Raw genomic sequence first — 19,909 nt, 5'->3', positions numbered from 1 at the left:
CCAGAGAGGGTTCCTCGTGGACTTCGACTACTCACCCCGCACCACGGCGCTGCTCGAGCGGCTCGAGACGTTCATGACCGAGCACGTCTACCCCGCCGAGGCGGTCTACGACTCGCAGGTCGAGGCCAACGACAACCCGCACGAGCAGCCGCAGGTCATGCGCGACCTGCAGGCCATCGCCCGCGAGCAGGGCCTCTGGAACCTCTTCATGACCCACGACGACCTCGGCGCCGGACTGACGAACCTCGAGTACGCCCCGCTGGCCGAGCTCGTCGGCCGGTCGATCATCGGCAACGAGGCCATCAACTGCTCCGCGCCGGACACCGGCAACATGGAGATCCTCGCGATGTACGGCACCGACGCGCAGAAGGACGAGTGGCTCAAGCCGCTGCTGGAGTGCCAGATCCGCTCGGCGTTCGCGATGACCGAGCCCGACGTCGCGAGCTCCGACGCCACCAACATCACCTCGACGATCCGCCGTGACGGCAACGAGTACGTCCTCAACGGCCGCAAGTGGTACGCCTCGGGCGTCCTCGACCCCGACTGCAAGCTCGTGATCTTCATGGGCAAGTCCGACGTCGACGCACCGTCGTACCGTCAGCAGAGCATGGTGCTCGTGCCGCTCGACACCCCCGGCATCGAGATCCTCCGCGACCTGCCGATGTTCGGCTACCGCGACCGGCTCGGCCACGGTGAGGTGCAGTTCACCGACGTCCGCGTGCCGGTCACCAACATCCTCGGCGAGGAGGGCGGCGGCTTCGCCATCGCGCAGGGCCGGCTCGGGCCCGGCCGCATGCACTACGCGATGCGGGCGATCGGGTTCGCCGAGCGCGCGCTGCAGCTCATGTGCCAACGGGCGGTCGCCCGCGAGGCGTTCGGCGGACCGCTCGCTGACCGAGGCGTCGTACGTGAGTGGATCGCCCGCAGTCGCATGGAGATCGACCAGATCCGCCTGCTGACGCTCAAGGCGTCGTGGCTCATGGACACCGCCGGCAACGCCGCCGCGCGGTCCGAGGTCGCCGCGATCAAGGTCGCCGCGATGGAGACCGCGCACACCGTCGTCAACCGCGCCGTGCAGACGTACGGGGCAGCCGGGGTCAGCGACGACACGGTCCTCGCCCGGCTCTTCGCGATCACCCGCGCGCTGCAGATCGCCGACGGCCCGACCGAGGTGCACCTGCGGACGATCGCCCGGCTCGAGCTCAAGAAGCAGGCGACCTCGTGACCGGCGAGCTCGACGGCAAGGTCGCCCTCGTCACCGGCGCGACCCGCGGACTCGGCCGCGCGATCGCCCGAGGCCTCGCGCTCGAGGGCGCCACCGTCGTCGTGTCGAGCCGCAAGGCCGAGGCGTGCGAGGAGACCGCGGCAGCGCTCGCCGAGGAGACCGGCAGCATCGTGACGCCACTCCCCCTCCACGTCGGCCAGTGGGACGCGATCGAGCCCGCCGTCGACGCGATCATCGCGCAGCACGGCCGGCTCGACATCGTCGTCAACAATGCCGGCATCGCACCGCTCAAACCGTCGTTGCTCGAGGTGCCGGAGGGCCTGTTCGACAAGACGATCGAGGTCAACCTCAAGGGCCCGTTCCGGCTCATGGCCGTCGCAGGCGCCCGTATGGCCGCGGCAGGTGGCGGGTCGATCGTCAACATCTCGAGCATCGGCGCGATCCGGCCGAGCCCCGCCGAGGCGATGTACTCCGCCTCCAAGATCGGCCTCAACGCGCTGACCATGGCGTACGCCCAGGAGTACGCGCCGACCGTGCGCGTCAACTGCGTCATGCCCGGGGCGTTCGAGACCGACATGGCTGCGGACTGGGACGACGAGTTCATCAGCCTCGTGGTCGACGGGCTGCCCGCCGGCCGCCTCGGCCAGCCCGACGAGATCGTCGGCATGGTCGTCCACCTCGCGGGTCCGCGATCCGGCTACACGACGGGGTCGGTGATCGCCGTCGACGGCGGTCGTACGGCCGTCTACTGAGAGGAGCCTTCGTGACCACATCACCCTTGTCGCTGTTCGACCTCTCGGGGCGCACCGCCATTGTGACGGGCGCCTCGTCGGGCCTCGGCCTCGGATTCGCCCGTACGCTCGCGGGTGCCGGCGCGACGGTCTATGCCGCCGCCCGCCGCCTCGACCGGCTCGAGATCCTGGCCAAGGAGCACGACGGCATCGTCCCGATACGATGCGACATCACCGACGCCGCGGACCGCCAGCTCCTCGTCGACCGGGTCGTGGCCGACCACGGCAGGGTCGACGTGCTGGTCAACAACGCCGGGCGGGCTGGACCGCCGGAGGCCGAGACCGAGTCCCCCGCCGACTTCGCCGCCCTGCTCGACCTCAACCTGTCGGCCGGGTTCCACCTCGCCGTCGCCGTAGCGCAGACCGTCGAGGGTGACCGGCAGGCGTCGATCATCAACGTCTCGTCGGTCGTCGGGATGGTGTCGACCGCGCCGATCGGCGGTGCCGGCTATGCCGCCTCGAAGTCCGGCGTCATCGGGCTCAGCCGTGAGCTCGCCGGCCAGTGGGGACGCCGCGGCATACGCGTCAACACCGTCGTCCCCGGCTGGTTCGACACCGAGATGACCGACGGTCTGTTCACCAACGACGCGTCCGCCGGCTGGGTCCGGCGCAACACGATGCTCGGCCGCGGCGGCAACGAGGGTGAGGCCGACGGCGCCCTGCTGTTCCTGAGCTCCGACGCATCCTCGTACGTGACCGGCCAGACCCTCGTCGTCGACGGAGGGTGGACGGCGCGATGACTTCGAGCGCACGATTCAGTCCTGATCACGCCGGGCTCCAGGCCCCGGCACGGAAGAGGTAGGTCCATGCAACAGCTGGTAGCGGAGTTCTCAGCACGTGCCGCGACGACGCCCGAATCGGTCGCCGTCATCGACGCGTCCGGCCCGCACACGACTGCCGAGGTCCTGCGCCAGGCCGAGGAGCTCGCCGGCGTCCTCGCCACGATCGTCGACGGGGCGCCGACGGTGCTCGTGCAGGCCGACAACACGTGGCGCACGCTCTCCGCGGCGCTCGCCGTCGGCATGCGGGGCGGCCTGATCGCCGTCGTCAGCCGACACGCGACGCCGGGTGAGTTCGCGATCGCGTGCAGCGACCTCGTGCCCGACGTCGTCATCGCCTCCGAACCCGTCATCATCGGCTGGGACGTGCCCGCCGACCACTTCTCCGCTCGCGACGAGGCGCTCGGCGGCTGGACCGTCGCTGCCCGCCCCGGCGCAACCAGTGACGTCGAGCGTTGGCGTGGCGGTGTCGTCGTCGCCATGACCTCAGGCTCGACCGGCCGGCCCAAGTGCGTCGTGCAGTCCGAGGAGGCGCTGCGTTATGCCGGCACGTGCACCATCGACGCCGTCGGCCTGCAGCCCGGCGACCCGGTCGGCGCGCTCGTGCCCCTGTCGTCTGTCGCCGCATTCTGCTTCGGCATGTATCTGCCCGCGATGCTCGGCTCACCCATGGTCACGCTCGACGGCTGGGAGCCCTCGGCGGCGCTGCGCGTCCTCGCCGAGCACGACGTGCGGTGGACGATGCTCGTGCCGACCATGGCGTTGCAGCTGTCGATCCAGCCCGACTCCGAGGGCAGTCTCTCGTCGTTGACCGCCATGACGGTCGGCGGCGGCCCCATGGACTCCGGAGCGCTGGGACGCGCCGAACGTACGCTCGGCACGAAGTTCCTGCGCGTCTTCGGCATGTCGGAGTGCCTCGGCCACACGACTCCCCTGCCGGGCGAGAGCGAGGACGTGCGCCTCGGGCGCGACGGCCGGCCCTTCCCCGGCACCACGGTGCGGGTGGTCGGCGAGGACGGAGTCCCCCGCGGCGCCGGCGAGGTCGGCCAGCTGCAGGTCCAGGGCCCGTCGTTCTTCGTCGGCTATGCCCGCAACGGCGCGCCGGAGCCACCCGCGGTCACCGCCGACGGGTTCTTCCCGACCGGCGACCTGGCCCGGATCAACCCCGACGGCACGCTCAACATCGTCGGCCGCGAGAAGCAGATCATCATCCGCGGCGGCCGCAACATCGACATCAACGAGGTCGAGGCTGCGATCGCGCAGATGCCCGACGTCGCCCAGGTGTGTGTCGTGCCGGTGCCCGACGAGCTGCTCGGCGAACGTGCCGCCGCTCTCATCGTCACGACGGGCACCGAGCTCGACCTCGACACCGTCACCGCGCATCTCGACGCCGCCGGGTTCGCCAAGTTCAAGTGGCCCGAGTTCGTCCATCGCGTCGCCGCCCTGCCGCAGAACCGTGTCGGCAAGCTGTCGCGCGACGACGCCGTGCGGCTCGCCACCGACCTGAGCCGTACGCCCGGCTGACCAGCCCCAGACCAAGGAGACCCATGTACAACCTCATCGTCCTCGCCGCCCGCCCGCGGGACTGGACGCACGACCAGTTCATCCAGTGGTGGCGCAACGACCACGCCGATCCGACGTACGCCCTGCCGGGCCTGCGGCGCTGGCACCACACCGAGATCCTCGAGGCCATGGGCGAGAAGTCGGAGGGCTGGGACGGCCTGTCGGTCCTCAGCTTCGACTCCAAGGAGGCCATGGAGGCCGCACTCGCCAGCCAGGCGTGGCTCGACGCCGTCGCCAACGTCGGCGACATGCGCGGCCGCCGGATCGCCGTCATGGGCGAGGAGAAGGTCATGGTGGCCGACGAGTGACCACGACCTCGGGTGTGCCGACCTCGGCCTGGACCGATCCAGGCTGCTACGAGGTCGCGCCCGGCGTGCACCGCATCCCCCTGTCGATGCCCAACGACGGGCTGCGGGCGATCAACGTCTATGCCATCGAGACGGCCCGCGGGCTCGCCCTGATCGACGGCGGCTGGCGCGTTCCCTCGGCGCTGCGTGAGCTCACCGTCGCGCTCGCCGGGATCCGGCACTCCCCCGCCGACATCCACGATGTCTACGTCACCCACATCCACCGCGACCACTACACGTTCGCGGTCGAGCTGCGCCGACTGTTCGGGGCACGCGTACACCTCGGCCGGCACGAGCAGCCCGGCCTGCACGAGGTCATGGCCATACGGACGAATGTCCCGGTGGGCTCGATCCGCGACCTCGAGCGCGCCGGCGCTCCGGCCCTCGCCTCCGACATGATCGACGCCACCGCAGCCGAGCCGTTCGACCACGACGGCTGGGAGCTGCCCGACTCGTGGCTCGACGCCGAGACGCTCGACCTCGGCCCTCGCGAGCTCGAGGTCGTGCCGACGCCCGGGCACACCAAGGGCCACCTCGTCTTCCACGACCACGTCAACAGACTGCTGTTCACCGGCGACCACGTGCTCCCGACGATCACTCCCTCGATCGGCTTCGAGCTCGGCGCCCGCGAGCTGCCGCTGCAGCACTACCTCACGTCGCTCCGCATGCTGCTGACCCGACCGGACGCCCGGCTCATGCCGGCGCACGGCTATCCCGCCGACAGCGTCCACGACCGCGTCGGGGAGCTGCTCGCCCACCACGCCGAGCGCTTCGAACAGGCCGAACGCGTCGTCCGTACGCTCGGCAGCGGCACCGCCGCCGACGTCGCCGATCGCCTGCTCTGGACCCGCCGGGAGCGCCACTTCACCGAGCTCGACCCCTTCAACCAGATGATGGCGGTCTGCGAGACCCTCGCCCACCTCGACGTCATGGTCGAAGACGGCCGCCTCGCCGCGACCGCGACGCCGGTCGCCATCTATTCCGCGAGTTGATCAGGGATCTGCGGACTTCCGAATGAGTCCGCCGAGGCGATCCACTCGCGGCGGTATGACGCACCTGCGGGTCGACCGACTTGAACGAATCCGCCGCCAAGCAGGGTGCGGCCTGTCGTCCACTGAGAGAGTTGTCGTATGGCATCTCGGTATTTCAAGCGTCGATGGGACGAGTTTCGTGGAGACGAACACGCCCACTGGGGCGCGAGCACGTGGCTCTTCGAAGTTGCAGAAGACGGGTATCCGGTGCGCCAGATCGAGATCTACGACGATGGTCCGACCCTGCGATACGGCTCCTCGCACAACGAGGACGAGCACGGCTTTCTCAGCAACGCGAAGCTCGTCGACACAGGGGATTGGACGCCTTGGGAAATCGCCCAGGAGGAGTTTGACCTCACCTGGACCTCCACGGGTTAGCGCGTGAGTGCAAGGACTTCGCCAAGTGCCCCGCGCTAGTAGCCTTTGTGCCGTGGCTGAGTTCACGGACCTGACGTTGTCTCGCGTTCCGTCGGGTCTCGAGGTCCCCGAGCCCCTTCGCATGTTGCTCGAATGGGTTGAGGCGAACGGGTTCGTCCAACGAGGTCGGAATGGCGACCTCTACGGCTCCTTGTCTGCGCAGTGGCCGAAGGGTCCCGGGACGAATCTCCTGCTCCGCGGTGACCGAGCTGACGAGGTCGGACGGGTCACTGCATGGTTCGGTCCGCTGCGTGAGGGAATGCCCACCCTGTGGCCGTTTTGCCGGACTGGCGCTGACGGATCCGCTGCGGCACTGTGGCGCGCTCCAGACGGACGGACTCTCATCGTTCATTTGGGCTCAGGTAGCGGATCTCTTCTCACCTGCGTCCTGGGCGAGAACGCCGTCGACTTTCTGCGGCTCATCGGCATCGGCTATGACGAGATCTGCTGGAACGAGGACTGGCACGAGCCGCCTCGACCCGACCCAGGTCATTCAGTGCTGAATGAGCCGTATCGGCGCTGGGTGGAGACGACCTTCAAGACCACGATCCCGCCAACGGCGTCGGAACTCATACCGACCGCCTCCGAAATGGGCGACGCTCACACCCAAGACGTCTGGTGCCAGTGGGTGAACGCCGCAACGGGCTGAGGAGACGGAGACCGTGTCGATGATTCAACTGATTACGGTCTGGTCGGCGCTGTTTCAGGTCGTCATCATCGCGGCGGTATGACGTGGGGGAGATGCCGTCGTCGCGGATTAGCCGGTCCGGTGGGGGATGGACGTATGCAGGGTCGTGAGCACGTGGCGATACCGCTCAACCGTGTCAGACGGATTCGGTCTTCCCGCAACACCTCGCGGGCCCCTCAGTGTTCGCTGCTGAAGAACCGAAGCAACAGCGGGCCGACGATCTGTGGGTCGACGACGTGATCCGGCCCCTCGAGGGTCTCCCGTTGAGCGTGGGGTAGGAGGTCTGCAAGCTCGTCGGCTGCGCGGTCGAAGAAGTCCGAGGGCAGGCCTGCCATGTAGGGGACCGTGATCGGTCCTCCGGTGGTGACCAGGACCGGTTGGTTGACCGTTGCCAGTCGATCGGCCGGCAACTGGTAGCGGTTGAGGAAGAGGCTGTCGTGGACCAGCGTGGGCGCGAGGGCGACCGAATCCGCCCAATGCGCCGTCTGCTTGCCTGCCGCTTTCCTGGCCGCGATGTTGTCGTCGGAGGCGCCGGTCATGCGCATGAACAGTTCGAGAACCTCCTCGTCGCGCCCGGCGTCGAAGGCGCGTCGGGTGTCCGCGACGTACTCCTCGAATCGCGGGCGTATGTCGTCCCCGACCGCGTACGGCACCTCCCACACGGCGATCGTGTCGATGGCTGACCCGGCCGCGGCGGCTTCCAGCGCCAGAGCGCCACCAGAGGACGCCCCGAACAGGTGTGCCGAGCCGCCCGCCTCCGCGATCAACGCATCCAGGTCCTCGATCTCTCTTTCCACGGCGTAGGGCTCGGTGAAGCCGCTCGCGCCGCGTCCCCGACGGGCATAGTTGTAAATCGTGAAGTGCTCGGCGAGTGCAGGTATCAAGGGAGCGTTCTCGGCTCCATCGTCTTGTGCGCCGCCTACCAGGACGACAGTCGGGCCGCTTCCCTTCCGGTCGTAGGCGATGGTGGTGCCATCGTTTGATGTCACGCGAAAGGCCATCTCGTTCATCTCACATCTCCGTTCGAGAGGTTTGTCTCAGCGCCTGAGCAGCGTGCCGACGACGGCCTCGGTGCGTGACCACCGCGTCCTTGCGATCACGGCCGCCACGACGAGAAGGGCGAGCGGCAGCCAAGGGCTCTGCTCGAGCACGAACTGATCGGTGATGACAGCACCGGTCAGCAATGCCGCCAACCCCAGACTGGCCAGGCCCGCCAGAGTCGGGATCAGAAGTCCAACCCCTCCCGCGACCTCCAGCGCTCCGACCAGGTACCGGAGCGACTGGCCAGCCCCGATGTCGGCGAACATGTCCACCATGACCGGGTCGCCGGCGAGCTTCGAGATTCCGCCGCCGGCGATGATCGCCGCCAGCACGCCTTGCAGAATCCAGACCCCGATGCTGCTCGCCCGCCCGGGTGTGTGCGCAACGGTTTCCGAGTTGTTCTTGAGGATGGTGCTCATTCGGCTCTCCTTGCCGTGTCCGGGTCTGGCCGACTAGTCAAGTTTGGTTACTCAGCCAAAGTAGACAAGGAGGAGCGTCTAGTCAAGGTTGATTAGGAGACCGTTCGCCACGAACCCGGATCATCGGCCATGGTGTAGGCGCCCTCAGCCAGTCGTTTGCTCAGGCTCTTCGCCCACTCCAGTTCGGTGCGTGCATGTCCCGCCCACAGTTCGGCCTGATCGCGGACGTGTTCGGGAATGTCGGGGTTCGGGTGCTCCCGCCACTTGGCCTGCTCTACGAGCTCCGCTTCCAGGCGCGCGACCCGCTCGTTGACGTGCGCGATGGCATCTGTCCTGGTCAGCATGGGCAACATGGCGATCGACGCGTTGAGCATGATGGGGTCATGGGTGCGCCGCAGACCGTCGCGGACCAGTTCGACCATCTCGTCACGTCCCCGAGCTGTCACGCGGTACAGAACGCGCTCCGGCCCGGAATTGCCCGGCTCGGCGTGTTCGGTGAGGAGGCCATCGGCCGCCGCCTTCTTCAGCGCGTGATAAATCGAGCCGGGCTTGATCTTGGCCCAAATCTCCGCACGCCAGCTCTGCAGCTCGGACCGCACCTGGTAGCCATGCGCGCCGCCGGAGAGGTGCACGATACCGAGTACCAGGAGCTTCGTCGCCGACATGCGCCCACCTCCGCTCAATCTGCTCCGACTCGCTCCGCTTGCGCGCCGCCAGCGGGGTGTCAACTCCCACCAACACTAGAGTGCCCTCGTGGTCCGGGTGGTGTCAGCACTGACCCACAAACGGTGCTGGTGGAGACCTCCAAAGTGTCGCATCGCGGCCGGGCGCGACGCTTACGATGACGCAGTGTCCCGAATTTGTCGTGCTGGCCTGACGTCCGGCCTCACACGAGCGTCGAGCAGAGGTCTGGCGGCGATTGCTGCTGTTGTAGTCGTGGTTGCTGCGGCGGCGGGGTGCGGAGGCGATGACCGGCCGGAAGGTGTCGCCCCGGCGAGATCGTTGGACGAGTTGGTCTCTCGCTACTACGACGCTTTGGCAAAAGGAGATGTACGGACCGCTTGCGGCTTGACGGACCCGGAATCGGTCAAGCAGTACGAGCGCGATGCCGGAAAGTCGTGCGAGGACTATATGGAGGGGCTTGTTCGCTCCTGGGGGCCCGCGACTCGAAAGTTGGTTGGCGAAATCGAACTCAGCGGGAATGCGGACTACATCAAGGGTGAACGAGGGTTCTGGCAGGCATTCGATCCGAAAGCTCCGCTCATCATCGACCGGTCTGAGAGCGAGATTCGCGTTCTGCTTGGCGATGAGTTCAAGAGATTCGACAGGGTGGCCAAGATCAAAGAGACACTGAGCAATGCGGAAGCCGCCGGCAACGAGGATCCTGAGAACCTCGAGATCTCCGAGTCATACGCCTACAAGCATCCGGTCGCCTTCTCCTTCCTCAGTCACGTCGGGGCGTATGTCCAAGACGCAGCGAACCTGAATTCCAAGAATGAGACGCGTCAGCAACGCTGGGCCATGGGTCGGGTCCGAGGACTCGATTTGCTCGGCCGGCGAATGGTCCCCTAGGTCCGGCAAGTGCTCTGGATGTTCACTAGCTGCTACGCGGCGGTATGACGCGGGTCCGGCGCTAATTGCGCCTGCGCGTCCCCGGGAATGGGATGCAGAGGACAACAAAGACCACCGCGACGGCCAGACCTACAGTGATCAAGGAGCCGTCATGCGCAATGAGCCCGCTGATGATCCAAGCAGCGATCGCGACACCCCAGAGAACGAACCACCAGACACCCAACCGTTTGACGAATTCGCCAGTTGACAACGGCTTCTTTTCCGGGCTCATGCCTTACAACGTAGCCCGCACAAGTGTCGGCAACAGCGCCGAGACGCGGCGGAATGACGCGGGTGACGGTCAGCACCTGGTGAGTGAGCTTCAGACGAAGATGAATGCGCTTCGTGACTGTCCGTGGTCGTTAGCGCAAGTGACATGTCAGGCTTGTGACACATCCTTGGCGGCGAGGCAGAGTCTCCGACAGGCCAGCACACGAGATCGGAGCCGGTGTGGCAAACGACAACTCATCATTCGACGGCTACCGGATTCAGGTGGGCGGTGAGGAACCAGTGACCGTGCGGATTGAGCCGATCAATCAGTTCGAGGTTCCGGCCGGTGAAGAATTCACCATCAACGTCGCCGGCCCAAGTGACGAGACGGTCGAGATCACCCACAGCCCCGGGTACGTCGAACTTTGGCCCAGTCCCAAGCTGCTTATCACCGTGCGCGACGCGTCCGGAAATAGACTCGATTTGCTCTAACACTGCGCGATCGCGGCGGAATGACGCGCCTCTCTACTCAGTCCCGGTCTCTCGTCTGGTAGCGATCCAGTGGCCGAGGACCCCCGTAGAGAGGGCGGACGCCAGCCATACGAGGGCCGCGCCTACTGTTCGTTCGGTCATGAAACCTTCCCGGCTCGGCCCGAGATCCGATCCCTTCAGATGGTGGGGATGGTTCCGCCGTCGATGACGTACTCTGCTCCGACGATCGAGGAGGCTCGGTCGGAGACCAGGAAGCCGACGAGGTCCGCGATTTCGGCGGTAGACGCGAACCTCCCGAGGGGAACCCCTCCGAGGGAGTCGAAGATCGACTGCTTCGCTTCTTCTCGCGTCAGGTCGTTGCCCTGGGCGAGCCGGTCGACGAAGCCTTCGTAGGCCTCGGTCTCGATGCCACCGGGGCTGACGGCATTGACGCGAATGCCATGTCGAGCTAGCTCGTTGGAGAGGCCCTTGCTGTACGTTCGCAGCGCGCCCTTGGCCGAGGCGTACGGCAGGGTTGCGTCGTGCAGTGGCATCTGACGCTGGATCGAGGTGACGTGCACGACCACTCCCGATCCCACCTCGACCATGGCTGGCAACAAGGCTCGATCCAGCCTGACCGCCCCCAGGAAGTTCAGGTTCAGCTCGGCCATCCACTGCCCCTCGTCGGCCGCCGCGAACCCACCCGGAGGGGTCGACGAGCCGCCGACGACGTGCACCAAGATGTCGAGCGGACCTTGCCCGGAGATCCTGGCCGCGACGGACGCCACGCCGTCTATGGTCGACGTGTCGGCCTCGATGAAGCGGTCCGGGTGCTGATAGCCGACCGGCATCGTCCGCGCCGTGGTCCACACGTCGGCGCCCAGCTCGCGCAGCCTCTCCACCACTGCCTTCCCCGACCCCTTGGACCCACCTGTGACGAGTGCGCGCCGACCGTCGAGACGGTCGCGATCTGGCATGGACATAACTTTCTCCTCGTGGTTGTGGTGGGTTTCGTCCTGACGTCGGTCGTCAGATCGTGATCTCCAGCTTCTGGATCACGCCGGAGGCCAAGGTGAAGAGCATGCGGAGGTCGACCTCGCCGCCCGGGAAGTTTCCCGAGAGATGCGTGTCGACCTCCCACACGTCGTCCGCCGGCCGAGAGGTGGAGATCAGCGTGGTCTCCACCTCGTAGTCGTTCGCCGACTTGTCGAAGACCTTGAATGTCTCGTCGCGGCCCTCGAGCACCTCGCCGTTGTCGATGACAGTGACGTCCTCAGGCAGGTACCTCGTCGCCGTGGCGAAGTCTTGGACGACGTGGGCGCGGAGGTAGTTGGCCACGACCTCGGGGAGGTCGTCCCACGCGAATGCAATCTTGTCGTTCATGATGATGTTTCCTTTCACTAGCGGTTGACGTTGGGCTGATCGCCTTCCATCTGGTGTCGCTGCAGGGTTGGCATGTCCGGGTTCGTCAGGTGTGTCCGGCTCCCGGCGCAACCACGCCCCTCGGGCGTCACCATTACGGTGCTGCGTCTCGCAGCGGCAGGGTCAAGGATGGGACTCTCTCCCTGGGGGAGGGTGCAGACTGTCGCCATGCTGGCCATCGGTGAGTTCTCGCGCCTGACGCACTTGAGCGTGAGGACGCTGCGTCGCTATCACGAGGCGGGTTTGCTCGTTCCCGCTGCGGTCGACCGGTCGACGGGTTACCGCTCGTACAGCGGCGACCAGATCGCGACCGCGCAGGTGATCCACCGCCTCCGAGAGCTCGACGTTCCCCTCGCGGACGTCCGACGCATCATCGAGTCAACCGACCCCGGCAACCGTGCTGCGCTGGTCTCCGATCACCTGGCGCGCTTGGAGGTCGAGCTGGACCGGACCCGGGCTGCAGTCGTGTCGCTGCGGCGCCTCCTCGATCCCGACCCGGTGCCCCTGAGCGTCGAGCTCAGGGCCGTGCCGGAGGCCATGGTGGCCGCGATCGAAGACGACGTCGACAGTGACGCCATGGCCGCGTGGTTCGCGGGAGCGCTGGCCGAGCTCGACGCCGCGGTCGACAAGCGCACCGGGCCCCTGGGAGGCATCTACGACAACTCTCTCTTCGAGGAGGGCCGGGGCCACGTCATGTTGCACGTGCCAGCGGCGGACCCTCCACATCTAGGTAGGGTGCACCCGACGACCCTGCCGGCGGTGGAGCTGGCCGTCGCGACCCACGTCGGTCCGCACGACCACGCCGACGTCACCTATGGGGAACTCGGGACGTGGGTCGTCGCCAACGCGCTCGCGGTAGCCGGCCCTGTCCGGGAGACCTACCTCGTCGGGCCAGCTGATGACCCGGATCCATCCGCTTGGCGCACCGAGATTGGATGGCCCATCTTCCGGATGTCCTAGACCTTTGGGCGGCCAATCGCCAGCGGGCGGGCTGCGTTTCGCATAGGACTAGATCGCCGATGCACGGCCGTGCGGGGCTAATCCGGTCCGTGTCAGCGGGGAGGTTTCGGCGGCTGGGCTCCGACTTCGGGATATGGAGCGGACGCGAGGATTTGAACCTCGACTCATTCCCTGGAAGGGAAGCGTGCTGCAACTACACCGCGTCCGCGAAGCCAGCCTCTGTCGAGCCTGACAATTTCGAAGTATGAACCATCTCGAGGACAATCCGGGCGGCAGGGCCCACTCCCGGACCTCAGGACTTCGCGCACATGAGGCGTCGTGCGCGGCGGAATGACGTGCGTCCGACTCGGGACTGGGCGCAGGCTCTTTACTCGCTCTGTACGTTAAACACCTTCTCCGAGCGGCTCCAGCCATCGACACCGAAATGGAACAGGTCGCCCGTCGACCAAGTGCTCATGAGCCAAACGTCGGAGAGACCTTCGGGCAGTGCTGGCGCAACCTCGGGCAGAGGACCGTTCTCACGCATGAGGACGTCTGACGCGTCGAAGGGAGCGGTCGTGAACCCGGGGAGGAGAACGAACAAGTGCCGCTCCCCGAGGAGCGCGACGCGCAACTTTTCAAGATTGTGCTGCTGACCGGGCTCACGAATCCACCGGTTGAGCCAATTCACCAAGCCGTTGCCATTCAGCGGCACGGGACCGCCCATACGCTCTGGATGGCGCTGAAGTGTGACGTAGATGCTTCCCGGGAAATTCGTGTCGCTTTGGTTCGCGGAAACGACGCCGAGCGCGGTCAGAGATTCGATAGCTGCATGACGCTCGGGGCCTTCAACGTTGGCCTCAATCTTTCGCAGGATCCCGGGCAATTCGTTCTTGAGTCGGTTGGCTCGAGATTTCGGATCGACGGTGATCATCCAGCCACCCAGCAGGCTCGAATCAACCCACCGATCCCCAGATCCATTCACGAGATTCCAGAGTTCGATGGACTCCGCGTCAGCGGCCGCGGTGACCTCCATTGCGGCGAAAGGTTCGCCATCTCTCAGGAGATCCAGGTCATACATGCTCGGACGCGATCCATCGTCATGCTGAACCACCTGAACTCCAGGTAGCGCTTCCGAGACACATGCACCCACCCACAACTCCTCAACGCGAATCTTTGGCATGCGGCCAATTGTGAGCGAGAGCACCCACAAGTGTTCGATCTAGACCGCGGATTAGGCCATACGACGACCGCCTTGCCAGGCGAGCTCGTCGAAGACCCGCAATGGCTCCTGCTTAGCAAGACCGTCATTGCCCTGTCCGTCTGGACGCGCGGACGCGGCGAAAGGCGCGACTGCTCATGCTGAATCTATGCAGGCTCAGTTGGCCGGCGAGGGAGCGTCTGCGCGGCGACTCAGACGAGTCCTCGCGCAGGTCACGAGTCCAGGGTGACGGTCCACTCGCCAACTTTGGCCTGATCTCCTTCGTGCCATTGGGCTTTAACGAGGACGTTGCTTCCCGTATCGCCCCATCCGCCGCTAGCGATTAGCAGCCATGCCATCTGCGAACGGGGGCTGAGGTCGAAGGGCTCTTCAACCGGGTCAAAATGAAACGACGTATCGTCAATCGGTTCGACGGTGAAAGTCAGTCCCTCGGCGGCGGCCCGGCCTTCATTACTCACGATCAGGTGGTTTCGCGTCGTCCGGTAGGCCATCTTTCCCTTGCCGTCCATGCCCTTCGCCTCGCGCGCGTGCTGATGCTCCCATCGGAGCTCGGCACCGCCGGGCTTGAAGCGGGCGTTATGGGCGGCGTCTTCTGCCCAGCCCTCAGTCTCCAGGTCATGCTCGAGCGCGCGGACGACTTGGTCGGCCAGGTCTGCAGGGCTGGTGTAGTAGCCAAGCAGGCCTCGGTCGCGAAGCCCGCTCTGGAACGCGTTGAGTGCCTCTAGTTGGTCGGTGTCGACGTCGCGTGGGAGGTCTTCTTGAGAGAAGTAGACGTGGACTGGCTTACCTGCGTCTGCGGCCCTGTTGATCTCCTCTGCGGTGCCGGAGACGTCGACGCCGGTCGTAGTGCCCAAGCGGCTATCGAAGAACGCGACGACGGCGTCACTCTGATTGACGGCCTGTTCATTGATGATCTCCTGGGCACGCCCTCCGAGTCGCGCGACGGCGTGCTTTTCGAAGCGCCAGCCCAATAGAGCCGAACCCTGGCGGCGGCCGCGCATTACGTTCCAATCGGCGAGGGCCTCGCTGACTGCGATGCGTTCGTCCACTGTGTCGCTGGGTGAGGCAATCAGGATCAGGACGCCTGTCATCTGCTGGGGCATCTGCTTCCTTTCATTGAGGCCCGATCAGCAACGCGGGCAGACCATGCCTGTCTGTAACTCCGAGCGTACCTATGCAGATTCTCACGATTTTGATTTTGGTCGGGGCCATCACTCGCGAACGACCTCATAGCGCGCGTGTACCACCGCCTCTTTGGTTTCGCAGGTGCACTTTCGTCGGGTTTGCGGCGCAGCGGCTTGTGCGCGACTCCCGGACTCGTCCCACTCTGTTGAGCGCCCGCCTCGCGGCAGTTGGACGCGACTCTCCGGCGCCGCGCTCTTGATTCAGGCTTTGCGCGACGGGTCCGCCGACTCGGTCCAATTGAGATGTCATGGGCGATCACTACGATCAAGACAATTCGATTGGAGACCACATGACCTCGGTAGACCTGAGTGAACTGCAGTCGACTCTCGCATCGGACGTGGACGAGGAGTTGGCGTCGACGCCTGAGGTCATTGACGTCGGCCACAACCTCGACGTGTCCAAATTGGCGGTAACAGCTAGGCGCTGGCACATAGTTACTGACGTTGTCAGTGTCGTAGCCGACCTCAAGAACTCCACGCAGCTCGGGACCGGCAAATGGGCCGCGTCAACCGCAAGCATCTATCAAGCCGCAACTGGCAACGTCGTCCGGATCTTCGACGAGTTCGACGCTGACTTCTTGCAGATTCAGGGCGACGGTGTCATCGGGCTCTTCTGGGGTGAGCGGAGATATGAGAGAGCGATGTGCGCAGGCATCACGGTGCTGAGCTTTAGTCACGACCTGGTCAACAAGCTCGAGGCCAAATGGGACAACCTCAAGGACCTCACGGGATACAAAGTTGGCGTCTCGAATAGTCGAGTCCTGGTCAAGAACGTTGGTACTCCACGGAACCCCGCCCAACAGGAACCGATCTGGGCCGGGAAATCTGTCAACTACGCCACCAAGGCTGCACAGAGCGCCGATCGCCACGAACTGATCGTCACTGGCAGTGTTTGGGATCGCATCACCTCTAACGACTACTTGGCGTTGTCATGCTCGTGCGGCTCAGGCGCGTCGGACATCATTTGGGACGACTTCGTCATCGATCGACTACCCGACGACGATCCGGAGGCAATCGGCCGCAAACTTGTCTCCTCCTGGTGTTCAGTACACGGTGCCGAATACTGCGCGGCGATTCTCGATGGTAAAAAGACCCGCACTGACGTCACGGAAGCCCGAGCGGCTCTACAACGCAAACATTTCAAGAACGCCATCTGGGAGAATGCCGAGAGACGACGCACTGATCGCCGCGCTCGACTCTCGGGACTCAGATAGCCGGCCTGGTCCTGAAGCGGACTCATTGTCGCACTCCTCTGAGAGGATGGTGTATGGCCGAAACCCCTCCAGCGGAACACGATTCGTCATCCAATCCGGCCGGTGCGATCGAACCCGAGGTCCCAATTGGCGCCGAGCCAGATCAGGCATGGAAGGCATTGAGCCTAGTCAACGACTGGATCAAGCACGCGGATGCGAAGGTGGGCGCGTCGCTAGCCGTTAGTGGGGTGATCGCCGTGATGCTCTACAACCTCGTTAAGGATCAACACCAGCCCGGCTGTGCATTGAACCTGTTCACTGTGCTTTGTGCAGCGGCAGTAGTGCTAGCGGGTGGTAGCGCGGCCCTAGCGCTCATGCCGCGCCTGACGATAGCCAGTAAGTGGGAACAACGAGCCGTTCGGCGAGCTGCCAAAGCGGCAGATGTTGTTGCGCCTGAAGAGCCGCAGGAGGACCCGATAAATCTGCTGTTCTTCTCCAATATCGCTAAGGAATACGACGGCGATGGTCCGTCCTATGTCGAGGTGTTGCGCTCATTGACATCAGACCCAGAGCGGCTGACACGACAGATCGCGCACCAAGTTCACGCCAACGCAACGGTCGCCCATCGCAAGTTCACGTGGGCGGACCGAGCCATCAGGAGTTTGGTGGTGGCACTCGCATTGCTCGGCGTCGTCGCCATCATCGTCGGCCTGAGAGCCTAGATCGTGGAAGCCAACTACAAGCCATATGAACACACATCCCAGTGGCCTGGCTCCAGAGTCCAGCCGAAGGAGTTCGACGAATGACTCTAGTTGCCGAGTTGGAGACCTATGTCGACAACGTGTTCACGGAGGAATGGTCCCGACGCCAAGGCCAAAAGGTTCCCGAAACCGCCGATATCGCGCTCAAGAATTCGGCCGTTGAACTCGATGCCACTGTCTTGTACGCCGATCTCGCCGGTTCAACCGCAATGGTAAGGGCGAAGCATGATTACGTAGCTGCAGAGATCTACAAGGCATATCTCTATTGCGCGGCCAAACTCATCCGAAACAGCGGTGGCATCATCACCGCGTATGACGGGGATCGGGTGATGGGTGTATTCATCGGCGACTCCAAGAACTCCAACGCGGCTGTCTGCGGCCTGAACATCAATCACGCGGCCTCACAGATCGTGTTGGCGCGATACAAGAAGAAGTGGCCGAAGACCGACTTCCAACTGAAGCAACGAGTTGGAGTCGATACCTCAAAGCTTTTCGTCGCTCGCACCGGTATTCGAGGCAACAACGACCTCGTGTGGGTCGGCAACGCAGCGAACAACGCAGCGAAGATGGCGGCCCTCGACCCTGCATACCCGACGTACATCAGTGCAAGCGTGTACTCGCGGCTGAACGAAGTCTCCAAATTCAGCAAGAAGGACCAGAGCAATATGTGGACCGATTTGGGCACGGCAGCCCTTGGCTACCAGATCTATGGTTCGACTTGGTGGCGAGCAGCGTAAGGCTCAATGTCAACGGTCTAGCAATTCGTCCGCATTCGATCGCGTCAATCTGGGCGGAATGGGCACAGCCTGAGACCCCGGATTCGCCCCTCGGTCGTCTGGGCGAGCTGATCAGCTGACCGGGGTCGTACGTCCGGCCGCTGTGCCGCCGTCGATCACGAGCTCGGTGCCCGTGACGTACGCGCTGTCGTCGGAGGCGAGGAACAGCGCGGCGCTGGCGACCTCGTCGGCCGTGCCGCGCCGGGCGAGCGGGATGCTGGCGACGTACGCCGACCAGTCGGTGCCGTCGAAGTCGGGCCGGTCCGTGATCGGCGTCGCGATGCTGCCGGGACAGATCGTGTTGACCCGGATGCCCTGACCGGCGACCTCGAGCGCGGCCACGCGGGCCATCAGCGTCACCGCGGCCTTCGACGCGCCATAGGCGCCGAGCCCGGTCGTAGCCTCGAGACCACGTAGAGATCCGATCGTGACGATCGACGCTCCGGGACCGGTCATCGATCGCGCGGCCGCCCGCACACCCAGGAACGTACCGATGACGTTGAGGTCCAGGATCCGGCGCAGCTCGTCGACGGACGTGTCGGCCAGCGGCGAACGCAGCGCCGCCCCCGCCGAAGTGACGAGCGTCGTCCAAGCGCCAGAAGAGGTGAGTTCGTCGACGACCGACGTCCAGCCTTCCTCCGACGTCACGTCGAGGTGGCGGTACGTCGCCCGGTCGCCGAGCCGCTCCGCCAGCGCCGAACCCGCGGCATCGGCGACGTCCGTCAGCATCACCGTCGCACCCTCGGTGTGGAACAGCTCAGCCACGGCCGCGCCGATCCCGCTCGCCGCCCCGGTGATCAGCGCCGACCGGCCGGCCATCCGTCCGGTCATGTCGCCGGCCTGATCCCCGTCGCCCAGTCCGCCAGGCGATCCCACAGCAGGGCCCGCGTGCCGGCGAAGTTGTGGCAGTGCGCGCTCGCCGGGAGCACCATGAGCGTCACGTCGCCGCTGGCGCCGTAGTAGCCGATGTCGTCGTGCGGGTGCTCCGGCACGTCGTGCTCGCCGAACGCGACGAACACCGGCGAGGCGACCTGACCTGCGTACGACGCGGAGTGACCCGCCAGCAGCGCGCCGACGTACGACTGGCGCGGCCATGCCGAGGCGTGCCGATCGTCCTCGGCGATCACGTCGGCCGGCACGTCCGGGTCGTGCAGCCACGCGTGGTTGGGCTCCCGGGGTGCGCGGGCATAGCCGCTGTCCCAGTCACCGCCGAAGAACGCCTTCGCGTGCTCCACCGCGATCGTCAGAGCTTCGGGATCAGGCCCGGCCGAGTCGGGTGCGAGGATGGGCTTGGCACCGTGCGTGAAGCCCAGGTTGGCGACGGCGTCATAGCTGCCGTGCCGGGCCTGCTCCACGAGCGTGAGGCACCCGCCGAGCGAATGACCGATGCCGATGACCGGGACTCCCGCCGGCGCCAGCCGCTCGCGCAGCTGCCGGACGGCTGAGGTGGCCGCGTCGGCCATGCTCTCGAGCGTCACCTGGTCGACGTCCTCGGGCCGCGAGCTCTCCCCCACGCCCAGCGGATCCAGCGCGACGACGGTGAACCCCCGGCCGACCACGTGCTCGGCGAAGCTGTAGCCGTCGCGCCCGTCGACGTGCACGTCCCAGTACGCGCGGCTGTAGGAGCCACCCGGCCAGCACACGAGCACCGACTGCGGTTGCTCCGCCGGCCACACCGTGGCGCGGAGCGTCGTGGGCGACGAGACGAACGGCAGCGCGGCCGTCACATCGAGGTCGAGGTCGTACGAGGGCAAGTGACTCATGGCTAATCCTGACGACGAGAGTGGGAAAGGCAGCCGGCACCGGCGCCTGGAGGGGA

At 65.5% G+C, this 19,909-nt stretch carries 24 protein-coding genes and 1 tRNA gene; 14 read left to right on the top strand and 11 right to left on the bottom strand.

Annotated features, from left to right (window positions below):
• Positions 1-16 precede the first annotated feature (16 nt).
• The 8 genes from ESP70_RS09865 to ESP70_RS09830 all read left to right on the top strand — a co-directional run bounded on the left by ESP70_RS09865 (position 17) and on the right by ESP70_RS09830 (position 6,802).
• Positions 17-1,225: an acyl-CoA dehydrogenase family protein gene (locus ESP70_RS09865; protein WP_149689098.1), complete on the top strand. Its 1,209-nt coding sequence runs from the start codon at positions 17-19 to the stop codon at positions 1,223-1,225.
• Positions 1,222-1,977, top strand: coding sequence for an SDR family NAD(P)-dependent oxidoreductase (locus ESP70_RS09860; protein WP_149689097.1), 756 nt, complete (start codon positions 1,222-1,224; stop codon positions 1,975-1,977). Before ESP70_RS09865 ends, ESP70_RS09860 begins: the two co-directional genes overlap by 4 nt.
• A gap of 11 nt (positions 1,978-1,988) precedes the next feature.
• Complete coding sequence (locus ESP70_RS09855; RefSeq protein WP_188110569.1) at positions 1,989-2,756, top strand: SDR family NAD(P)-dependent oxidoreductase; 768 nt, start codon at positions 1,989-1,991, stop codon at positions 2,754-2,756.
• Positions 2,757-2,822: 66 nt separating this feature from the next.
• Complete coding sequence (locus tag ESP70_RS09850) at positions 2,823-4,319, top strand: class I adenylate-forming enzyme family protein (RefSeq protein ID WP_149689096.1); 1,497 nt, start codon at positions 2,823-2,825, stop codon at positions 4,317-4,319.
• A gap of 23 nt (positions 4,320-4,342) precedes the next feature.
• Entirely contained in the window at positions 4,343-4,666 is a 324-nt protein-coding gene (locus ESP70_RS09845) for an EthD family reductase (protein WP_149689095.1), read from the top strand.
• Entirely contained in the window at positions 4,663-5,697 is a 1,035-nt protein-coding gene (locus ESP70_RS09840) for an MBL fold metallo-hydrolase (protein ID WP_246161993.1), read from the top strand. Before ESP70_RS09845 ends, ESP70_RS09840 begins: the two co-directional genes overlap by 4 nt.
• Before the next feature lie 138 nt (positions 5,698-5,835).
• Entirely contained in the window at positions 5,836-6,114 is a 279-nt protein-coding gene (locus ESP70_RS09835) for a hypothetical protein (RefSeq protein WP_149689094.1), read from the top strand.
• Between the two features lie 52 nt (positions 6,115-6,166).
• Positions 6,167-6,802 (top strand): hypothetical protein, encoded by a 636-nt coding sequence (locus ESP70_RS09830; protein ID WP_149689093.1) that lies wholly within the window; start codon positions 6,167-6,169, stop codon positions 6,800-6,802.
• A 215-nt stretch (positions 6,803-7,017) separates the two neighbouring features.
• Here ESP70_RS09830 and ESP70_RS09825 read toward each other — a convergent pair whose 3' ends face one another.
• From ESP70_RS09825 to ESP70_RS09815, 3 genes are all read right to left on the bottom strand, one after another.
• Positions 7,018-7,851, bottom strand: coding sequence for an alpha/beta fold hydrolase (locus ESP70_RS09825; protein ID WP_149689092.1), 834 nt, complete (start codon positions 7,849-7,851; stop codon positions 7,018-7,020).
• 27 nt (positions 7,852-7,878) lie between these two features.
• Positions 7,879-8,301 carry a DoxX family protein gene (locus tag ESP70_RS09820; protein WP_149689091.1) on the bottom strand — a complete coding sequence of 141 codons (423 nt, stop codon included), beginning with the start codon at positions 8,299-8,301 and terminating at the stop codon, positions 7,879-7,881.
• A gap of 92 nt (positions 8,302-8,393) precedes the next feature.
• A complete protein-coding gene (locus ESP70_RS09815; protein ID WP_149689090.1) occupies positions 8,394-8,966 on the bottom strand; it encodes a PadR family transcriptional regulator in 573 nt (190 codons plus the stop codon).
• Between the two features lie 184 nt (positions 8,967-9,150).
• Here ESP70_RS09815 and ESP70_RS09810 point away from each other — a divergent pair, with 184 nt between their 5' ends.
• On the top strand, positions 9,151-9,873 hold the full coding sequence (locus ESP70_RS09810) for a hypothetical protein (RefSeq protein ID WP_149689089.1): 723 nt from the start codon (positions 9,151-9,153) through the stop codon (positions 9,871-9,873).
• 61 nt (positions 9,874-9,934) lie between these two features.
• Here the strand turns inward: ESP70_RS09810 and ESP70_RS09805 are convergent, their stop codons facing one another.
• Complete coding sequence (locus ESP70_RS09805; protein ID WP_149689088.1) at positions 9,935-10,144, bottom strand: hypothetical protein; 210 nt, start codon at positions 10,142-10,144, stop codon at positions 9,935-9,937.
• Between the two features lie 218 nt (positions 10,145-10,362).
• On the opposite strand from ESP70_RS09805, the gene ESP70_RS09800 reads away from it, so the two are divergent.
• Positions 10,363-10,614 carry a hypothetical protein gene (locus ESP70_RS09800; protein WP_149689087.1) on the top strand — a complete coding sequence of 84 codons (252 nt, stop codon included), beginning with the start codon at positions 10,363-10,365 and terminating at the stop codon, positions 10,612-10,614.
• A gap of 176 nt (positions 10,615-10,790) precedes the next feature.
• Here the strand turns inward: ESP70_RS09800 and ESP70_RS09795 are convergent, their stop codons facing one another.
• Positions 10,791-11,570, bottom strand: coding sequence for an SDR family oxidoreductase (locus ESP70_RS09795; protein WP_246161992.1), 780 nt, complete (start codon positions 11,568-11,570; stop codon positions 10,791-10,793).
• A gap of 52 nt (positions 11,571-11,622) precedes the next feature.
• A complete protein-coding gene (locus tag ESP70_RS09790) occupies positions 11,623-11,976 on the bottom strand; it encodes a nuclear transport factor 2 family protein (protein WP_149689085.1) in 354 nt (117 codons plus the stop codon).
• Between the two features lie 72 nt (positions 11,977-12,048).
• Between ESP70_RS09790 and ESP70_RS09785 the strand changes: the two genes are divergently transcribed.
• Positions 12,049-12,975 carry a MerR family transcriptional regulator gene (locus tag ESP70_RS09785; RefSeq protein ID WP_246161991.1) on the top strand — a complete coding sequence of 309 codons (927 nt, stop codon included), beginning with the start codon at positions 12,049-12,051 and terminating at the stop codon, positions 12,973-12,975.
• A gap of 134 nt (positions 12,976-13,109) precedes the next feature.
• Here the strand turns inward: ESP70_RS09785 and ESP70_RS09780 are convergent.
• The 3 genes from ESP70_RS09780 to ESP70_RS09770 form a co-directional block, all read right to left on the bottom strand.
• Positions 13,110-13,183, bottom strand: a tRNA-Gly gene (locus tag ESP70_RS09780).
• Between the two features lie 159 nt (positions 13,184-13,342).
• On the bottom strand, positions 13,343-14,137 hold the full coding sequence (locus tag ESP70_RS09775) for a hypothetical protein (RefSeq protein ID WP_149689084.1): 795 nt from the start codon (positions 14,135-14,137) through the stop codon (positions 13,343-13,345).
• 251 nt (positions 14,138-14,388) lie between these two features.
• Complete coding sequence (locus ESP70_RS09770) at positions 14,389-15,279, bottom strand: DUF4062 domain-containing protein (protein WP_149689083.1); 891 nt, start codon at positions 15,277-15,279, stop codon at positions 14,389-14,391.
• 329 nt (positions 15,280-15,608) lie between these two features.
• On the opposite strand from ESP70_RS09770, the gene ESP70_RS09765 reads away from it, so the two are divergent.
• The 3 genes from ESP70_RS09765 (at position 15,609) to ESP70_RS09755 (ending at position 18,051) form a co-directional block, all read left to right on the top strand.
• Positions 15,609-16,574, top strand: a complete 966-nt coding sequence (locus tag ESP70_RS09765) for a hypothetical protein (RefSeq protein WP_149689082.1) — start codon at positions 15,609-15,611, stop codon at positions 16,572-16,574.
• A gap of 53 nt (positions 16,575-16,627) precedes the next feature.
• Positions 16,628-17,275: a Pycsar system effector family protein gene (locus ESP70_RS09760; protein WP_149689081.1), complete on the top strand. Its 648-nt coding sequence runs from the start codon at positions 16,628-16,630 to the stop codon at positions 17,273-17,275.
• Between the two features lie 80 nt (positions 17,276-17,355).
• Positions 17,356-18,051, top strand: coding sequence for an adenylate/guanylate cyclase domain-containing protein (locus tag ESP70_RS09755; RefSeq protein ID WP_149689080.1), 696 nt, complete (start codon positions 17,356-17,358; stop codon positions 18,049-18,051).
• 111 nt (positions 18,052-18,162) lie between these two features.
• Here ESP70_RS09755 and ESP70_RS09750 read toward each other — a convergent pair whose 3' ends face one another.
• Together ESP70_RS09750 and ESP70_RS09745 are read right to left on the bottom strand one after the other, a co-directional pair.
• Positions 18,163-18,921, bottom strand: a complete 759-nt coding sequence (locus ESP70_RS09750) for an SDR family NAD(P)-dependent oxidoreductase (RefSeq protein ID WP_149689079.1) — start codon at positions 18,919-18,921, stop codon at positions 18,163-18,165.
• Positions 18,918-19,853 carry an alpha/beta hydrolase gene (locus ESP70_RS09745; RefSeq protein ID WP_149689078.1) on the bottom strand — a complete coding sequence of 312 codons (936 nt, stop codon included), beginning with the start codon at positions 19,851-19,853 and terminating at the stop codon, positions 18,918-18,920. Before ESP70_RS09745 ends, ESP70_RS09750 begins: the two co-directional genes overlap by 4 nt.
• Positions 19,854-19,909: the final 56 nt, after the last annotated feature.

The organism is Aeromicrobium ginsengisoli, assembly GCF_004134905.2.
GTDB lineage: Bacteria > Actinomycetota > Actinomycetes > Propionibacteriales > Nocardioidaceae > Aeromicrobium > Aeromicrobium ginsengisoli.
Note: the sequence above shows the minus strand (reverse complement) of the source record. Positions and strands in the feature narration are given on the sequence as shown.

What these genes read in the sequence shown, in the direction of transcription:
- ESP70_RS09850 (WP_149689096.1), top strand. Translation starts at nt 2,823, where the DNA reads ATGCAACAGCTGGTAGCGGAGTTCTCAGCACGTGCCGCGACGACGCCC.
- ESP70_RS09845 (WP_149689095.1), top strand. Translation starts at nt 4,343, where the DNA reads ATGTACAACCTCATCGTCCTCGCCGCCCGCCCGCGGGACTGGACGCAC.
- ESP70_RS09835 (WP_149689094.1), top strand. Translation starts at nt 5,836, where the DNA reads ATGGCATCTCGGTATTTCAAGCGTCGATGGGACGAGTTTCGTGGAGAC.
- ESP70_RS09825 (WP_149689092.1), bottom strand. Translation starts at nt 7,851, where the DNA reads ATGAACGAGATGGCCTTTCGCGTGACATCAAACGATGGCACCACCATC.
- ESP70_RS09820 (WP_149689091.1), bottom strand. Translation starts at nt 8,301, where the DNA reads ATGAGCACCATCCTCAAGAACAACTCGGAAACCGTTGCGCACACACCC.
- ESP70_RS09815 (WP_149689090.1), bottom strand. Translation starts at nt 8,966, where the DNA reads ATGTCGGCGACGAAGCTCCTGGTACTCGGTATCGTGCACCTCTCCGGC.
- ESP70_RS09805 (WP_149689088.1), bottom strand. Translation starts at nt 10,144, where the DNA reads ATGAGCCCGGAAAAGAAGCCGTTGTCAACTGGCGAATTCGTCAAACGG.
- ESP70_RS09795 (WP_246161992.1), bottom strand. Translation starts at nt 11,570, where the DNA reads ATGCCAGATCGCGACCGTCTCGACGGTCGGCGCGCACTCGTCACAGGT.
- ESP70_RS09790 (WP_149689085.1), bottom strand. Translation starts at nt 11,976, where the DNA reads ATGAACGACAAGATTGCATTCGCGTGGGACGACCTCCCCGAGGTCGTG.
- ESP70_RS09785 (WP_246161991.1), top strand. Translation starts at nt 12,049, where the DNA reads ATGTCCGGGTTCGTCAGGTGTGTCCGGCTCCCGGCGCAACCACGCCCC.
- ESP70_RS09775 (WP_149689084.1), bottom strand. Translation starts at nt 14,137, where the DNA reads ATGCCAAAGATTCGCGTTGAGGAGTTGTGGGTGGGTGCATGTGTCTCG.
- ESP70_RS09770 (WP_149689083.1), bottom strand. Translation starts at nt 15,279, where the DNA reads ATGCCCCAGCAGATGACAGGCGTCCTGATCCTGATTGCCTCACCCAGC.
- ESP70_RS09765 (WP_149689082.1), top strand. Translation starts at nt 15,609, where the DNA reads ATGGGCGATCACTACGATCAAGACAATTCGATTGGAGACCACATGACC.
- ESP70_RS09760 (WP_149689081.1), top strand. Translation starts at nt 16,628, where the DNA reads ATGGCCGAAACCCCTCCAGCGGAACACGATTCGTCATCCAATCCGGCC.
- ESP70_RS09755 (WP_149689080.1), top strand. Translation starts at nt 17,356, where the DNA reads ATGACTCTAGTTGCCGAGTTGGAGACCTATGTCGACAACGTGTTCACG.
- ESP70_RS09750 (WP_149689079.1), bottom strand. Translation starts at nt 18,921, where the DNA reads ATGACCGGACGGATGGCCGGCCGGTCGGCGCTGATCACCGGGGCGGCG.
- ESP70_RS09745 (WP_149689078.1), bottom strand. Translation starts at nt 19,853, where the DNA reads ATGAGTCACTTGCCCTCGTACGACCTCGACCTCGATGTGACGGCCGCG.